6 protein-coding genes and 1 pseudogene are annotated in these 5,308 nt (G+C 33.3%); 1 reads left to right on the top strand and 6 read right to left on the bottom strand.

Going from position 1 to position 5,308, the window contains the following annotated elements; translation table 11 throughout:
* A partial coding sequence (locus HMPREF2758_RS04790) for an IS3 family transposase (protein WP_148128885.1) occupies window positions 1–761 on the top strand: 761 nt, incomplete at its 5' end.
* Window positions 762–877: 116 nt separating this feature from the next.
* Here HMPREF2758_RS04790 and HMPREF2758_RS04785 read toward each other — a convergent pair.
* The 6 genes and pseudogenes from HMPREF2758_RS04785 to HMPREF2758_RS04765 form a co-directional block, all read right to left on the bottom strand.
* The gene (locus HMPREF2758_RS04785) at window positions 878–1,978 is read right to left on the bottom strand and encodes an AAA family ATPase (RefSeq protein WP_070609427.1); all 1,101 of its coding nucleotides are present in this window, start codon (window positions 1,976–1,978) and stop codon (window positions 878–880) included.
* Window positions 1,971–2,735: a DUF6414 family protein gene (locus HMPREF2758_RS04780; RefSeq protein WP_070609425.1), complete on the bottom strand. Its 765-nt coding sequence runs from the start codon at window positions 2,733–2,735 to the stop codon at window positions 1,971–1,973. Before HMPREF2758_RS04780 ends, HMPREF2758_RS04785 begins: the two co-directional genes overlap by 8 nt.
* Window positions 2,736–2,789: 54 nt before the next feature.
* Window positions 2,790–3,011, bottom strand: coding sequence for a hypothetical protein (locus tag HMPREF2758_RS04775; RefSeq protein WP_070609424.1), 222 nt, complete (start codon window positions 3,009–3,011; stop codon window positions 2,790–2,792).
* A 47-nt stretch (window positions 3,012–3,058) separates the two neighbouring features.
* Entirely contained in the window at window positions 3,059–4,255 is a 1,197-nt protein-coding gene (mobT, locus tag HMPREF2758_RS04770) for a MobT family relaxase (RefSeq protein ID WP_070609528.1), read from the bottom strand.
* 18 nt (window positions 4,256–4,273) lie between these two features.
* Window positions 4,274–4,430: pseudogene (locus HMPREF2758_RS08690) on the bottom strand (conjugal transfer protein).
* A 20-nt stretch (window positions 4,431–4,450) separates the two neighbouring features.
* Window positions 4,451–5,308, bottom strand: an 858-nt coding sequence (locus HMPREF2758_RS04765) for an FtsK/SpoIIIE domain-containing protein (protein WP_083304846.1), incomplete at its 5' end; no start/stop codon positions are given.

Below are 5,308 nucleotides of genomic sequence, written 5' to 3'. Positions count from 1 at the left end.
ATCAAGCCATTGAAACACAATTATTAGAACTTAGGGAACTCCATCCTAACTACGGCTATCGGAGACTTTGGGCTGAGTTAGGTAAGTTAGGCTATGTTATCTCAGAAAATAAAACCCAAAAACTGTGTCAAAAACTGGGTATTCAGGTCACTTGTTTTGGCCATCGAAATCGGAAATATAAATCTTATAAGGGAGACGTCGGAGAAGTCGCACCGAACCGTATTCACCGTCGATTTAAGACATCAATTCCCCATCAAAAAATTACCACAGACACCACAGAATTTAAGTATTATGAATATGATTCAATGGGAATTCCACGGATTAAAAAGTTATATTTAAATCCTTTTTTAGATATGTATAATTCAGAGATTATTAGTTATTCCATCAGTAAGCAACCGACATTTGGACCGATTATGGAGGCTTTAGAACAAGCCGTCGAACAGACAAAAGATTGTTCGTTTCGAAGAACTTTTCATTCCGATCAAGGTTGGGCTTATCAAATGAAGCCTTACGTCAACGCCTTGAAAGATCAAAAAATATTTCAGAGTATGTCTCGTAAAGGAAATTGTTTAGATAATGCCACCATGGAAAACTTCTTTGGCATCTTAAAGCAAGAAATTTATTATGGTCACACGTTTAACTCTTATGATGAATTGAAACAAACGATCGAAGACTATATTGAATACTACAATAACGAACGCATCAAGAAAAAACTGGACTTTATGAGCCCAGTAGAATATCGCATGAAATATACAGCATAAAAGAATAAAAAATATCCAGAACACGTAAAAATGTGTTCTGGATAAAAGTCCAACTTTTGAGGGTCACCTCAATTTATCTAATGCTTTTTTATTTAACAATACAAATGTTTTTACTATTATTCTTTTTCGATTTCATTAACTATTGCGTTAAATGCAAAAGTATCCTGTATTAAATTTCTAATCTCTCTAACATTTGAACAATATATAAAACTATCAAAGAGTCTTTCTCTAACATCAGGAGATAGGGGCATTTCATATTGTTTTGAAGATTCAACAAGGATTTTTTGACCGATTTTATTTTTTTCTTCAATAGTTAACTCTTTAAAATGTATAATTTTATCGAATCTATAAAATATAGGACTTCCTAGGTTTTCTTCAATCTCTTCAAGGCTTAGGTAATTCGATGTACAGATTATTATTGATTTTTTTAATTCCAAATAATAGTTTTGATCCTCGTAAATTCCTTCATCAAATAGTTGATAAAAAGCACTATGAAATGACGGATGGGCTTTATCAAATTCGTCTAGTAATAATACATTTGATTCTCTATCTAATAAATCTTTAGCAAAACTCTTTTCATAATGTGCACCACCAAAAAGATAATTAGCAAACTGACTATTTTGATACATAGAAAATTGTTTTCTAAATAATGGTTCTCCAATAATCTCTGAAATGAATTTTGCCGTTTCGGTCTTACCGATTCCAGACATTCCATATAATAGTATAACTATTGGTTTTTTACGATTAGATAAGGTAACAGGAAACAATGCTTGTAGTAATTTCTCTTTTGCACTTTTTTGACCAATAATTCTGTCATCGTATTTTGAATTGATTTCTTTTAAATCATCTATATCCAAACTAGTATATTCTTGATTATGTACTTCTGTTTCTGGAAATAACCGCTTAATTTGATTACTAATTTGTAATGGGGGATTATGCAGATATAATCTATCATAATCAAATTTACTTAAAAAATTATTAAAGTTAATAATCACATGTTCTCTAACACCAGCGTATTCATCTGAACCCACAACTATATTTTCTACCCTAATCTTTTCTGGTTCACTCTTTGGTTGGGGTTGATCAGATATCTGAATAACCATATTTTTTGAATCTCTGTCATTCTCATATACTAATTCTGTTAGTGTTTTATATTGAGGTGGAATTGATTTATTAAATTTTACTCTTGAACCATAAAATATCACTATATCACTCACTAATAACACCACCTAACACTACATCGTATACATCTAGTAAATCATTTTTATCTTCATTTTTTTCCCCAGTAACTATTTCAGTAACGTCTATTTCATTTTTTTTCTTTTCGAATTTAAACTCATTTTCCATTGATAGTTGATTCAATGTACAAGTTCCTACTTTAATTCCATAGTAAGTAAGATTCATTTTTGATAAGTCTGCTAACGTATAACTATTTTTAAAAGCGTTAATATTAAATCTTAAAACTGTTTTAGGAACAGGTTCGCTTCCTAAAAGCATTTGATAATATCCTCTATCTCCAAGTATAGCTTTATTAAGTTCAGTTAAATCAATGGGTATTTCTTCTTTAGGTACCACATTTAAATATGAACTATACATTTTATAGATGGTTATGGATTCTTCTGGAGCATATACCTCTTCAGATTTAAAGATATGAATGTTTTTATCATCTACAGCTAGTGACAGATAATCAGTTAATAAAGTGTTTGATATTGTTGATTCCATTATTTTAGCCATTTTAGAATCATAACCTGTATTAACACTACCAGAAATAGTTGCCTTAAAAGTAGAAAAAAGGTTGAATCCAGTTTTTGCTTGAGCATCTATTTCCGCTACAAGCTTAGCTAACCTTTCTTTATTTTCATTTGTTGACCAATCAATTTTTCCACCATTTTTAATGGTTACAAAATCATTAGCCGCTACTTCATCAAAGTAAATTATTTTTAAAAACTTTGAGTTTTTTGATTTTTTAGTCATTCATCAATCCTCCCATGTTTTAATTAGATATATTATATCATTATTATAGAAGTATCATGAGCCAATAATTCTATTGAATAGCTCCAATAAAATATCTTTCACACCCGCTGCATTAAAAACCAATCCTACTGCAATAATAGAAATGATGAGGAAGCTAATTAACTTACTAAACTCACGCTTGAAGTCAAGATACAAGCCGATCACAACGATAGCCAAGAGTACCAATGATTGAGCATTTGATAGAAACCAGTTATAAAGGTTTTGTCCAAAATTCATAAAAATTCTCCTTTCTTTTTTACAATTATTTAATTTACAGGAAAGTACTAAGTGATTATTTCCTTATCGTTTACTGACTGTTGTCTTAAAATCTTCTCATGTCGTTCCGTTAGTTTGGCATTATCCAAAATTTCCTTGATAATCTGTGTTTGATTGATTTCATCTAATTTCATGGCTACCTTTAAAGTAGGTGCGACTTGATGAGACAGCCAGTTCAACGTCCGTTGAAAAGAATATGGTTCTGGTTTTGTCGTTAATTTTAATTGTTCACGGTTGCTTCCAATAAACCAAGCCCATTCTTCATTGAGTTTCCAATCAGAACGGGGTTTTGTATCGTCTTTATCTACAAAACGGATATAGCGATTGATAATTTTAAAGGCAGTACGCTCTGGATTGTCATAGACTAATAAATCACGTACTGCATAATAGGCACGCTCATTTTTTAATCGAATTTCAAAACGATTTTTTACGTCTGCATCTTCAATGGGAATATTGTTTTTCTTGAACTGTTCATAGTCTTTTTCATAGATACAAAAATAGACTTCGCTTTGGAGTGAACCGATATAGAGTGTATTTCCCATACATTCTTTTTCATCTTTGCGTACCAACTCACCATTACGATAGCTTTTAAAACTACGGAAAACTGAAATACATTCTTCCTGTCTACATTTTTCTGTGAGGTTAGGAATATTTAAAATCCCAGTTTTATCATTGATAGCAAGGTCAAGACGTTTCATCACACCACCAGCCACTAAGACGTCCATAAGGAACTCATACCAGCTTCTTTGTTGTGCCAAAAGATAACTTTCAAATTGACGACAACCACGACCTTTTAATTCAACCAGTACCCCTTTTTCTATCTCATGGGAGCATAGAATGAATATATCACCTAAAACATAATGTTCTGTATAAGAGTAGAAACCATAATCCTCATGAAGCATATAAGAAATTTTCAACCTCAAAATATCCTCAATTACGTGTTTGACATCTGTTATAGGAAATCGAATCCTCACATAATCAAAGAGCATTTCCAAGGGAGCGTCTGGATTGAAGCGTTCCAGTGTTTCCCAAAGGGATTCTTGTAATTCATCTGATGGCTTGACTTTGCCTGTTTCAATGTCACTAAGATATTGTCTTGTAATGCCTGTCGCAATTGCCATACGATTTTGTGAAAGCCCATAAGTAATACGTTTTTCTTTTAATTCCTGTACCCAAGTGTTTTCATTCAGCTTAATCCCTCCAATCAAAAAAGCGTATGTCAACTATTGAAGCTCATTTGACATACGCCCAAATTTCCTAAATCCCTTGTAACCAAAGGGTTTTCTGCTATTTTTTTGTCTGTTTCTTGTCGATTTGTACCCCCCCAGTTAGATACGGGGGGTTAAGTGCTGCCGTGGCTATCGCCACACCAGCCAGCAAGATCAGTCCACACCTGCGACTTACGCTTCGCACGTCGCCTGCGTGGACTGTCTGCTGTTAGATAAATTCTTTATTTCCTCTAAAAAGTCATGACCTTTTGGTACTAAGGGCGTGTAAAACTCTGATATGACACTTGTTCCCACATCTACATAGTCACGTCCTTTGATTTGCTTTAAGAAGAACTCTTTTTGTACGTCACTACCAAACATCATGCCATAACCCATTTCAGACATTCTTCCAAGTGCTACTCTGAAATTAAACTGGTCACGGATTCCGTCACCTAAATATTTTGCGTCTGGGCGTTGACAAGCCAGTATTAAAAAGAATCCAGCTTGGCGACCTAACATAACAATTTGTTTCAATTTATATAAGACTGCGGTATTTTCTTTTGTTCCCAGCATTTCCATGAAAGCCACGTATTCATCAAAAATAAGAAAATTGGCTGGAAGTCCTAAATAGGCATAATTTTCTCCCGTTTTATAATTTTCCATTTGCTTCATATTCTCACTGCGTTCCATCATTTCTTCATAGAAATTATTAATGCAGGAAAGCATATCCTCTTTTTTGTAGTAAACATTTTCTAACACAGAGCCTAAATCTGCAAGGTCAGCATTCTTTGGGTCAAGAATATACAGATTTGAATCTGTATAAAGCAATGCTTCAATCAGTGTTAAAATAAAGTAGGTCTTACCGCCACCTGTACCCCCAGCAAGCAGCATATGAGGGAGCTTGTCATATTCCCACCATACATTTTCCATCAGTCGTAATTTTCCATCTGTACCTCGTACTTCATCAATAGAAATCCGACTAGCGATAGTGTCGTAAAGCAAGGTATATTCCACGTAAGAATCCTTTAACTCTTTATCCGTCAGCTCACA

Origin of the sequence: Facklamia sp. HMSC062C11, from assembly GCF_001810675.1 — a bacterium.
GTDB lineage: Bacteria > Bacillota > Bacilli > Lactobacillales > Aerococcaceae > Facklamia > Facklamia hominis.
Note: the sequence above shows the minus strand (reverse complement) of the source record. Positions and strands in the feature narration are given on the sequence as shown.

What these genes read in the sequence shown, in the direction of transcription:
- HMPREF2758_RS04780 (WP_070609425.1), bottom strand. Translation starts at nt 2,735, where the DNA reads ATGACTAAAAAATCAAAAAACTCAAAGTTTTTAAAAATAATTTACTTT.
- HMPREF2758_RS04775 (WP_070609424.1), bottom strand. Translation starts at nt 3,011, where the DNA reads ATGAATTTTGGACAAAACCTTTATAACTGGTTTCTATCAAATGCTCAA.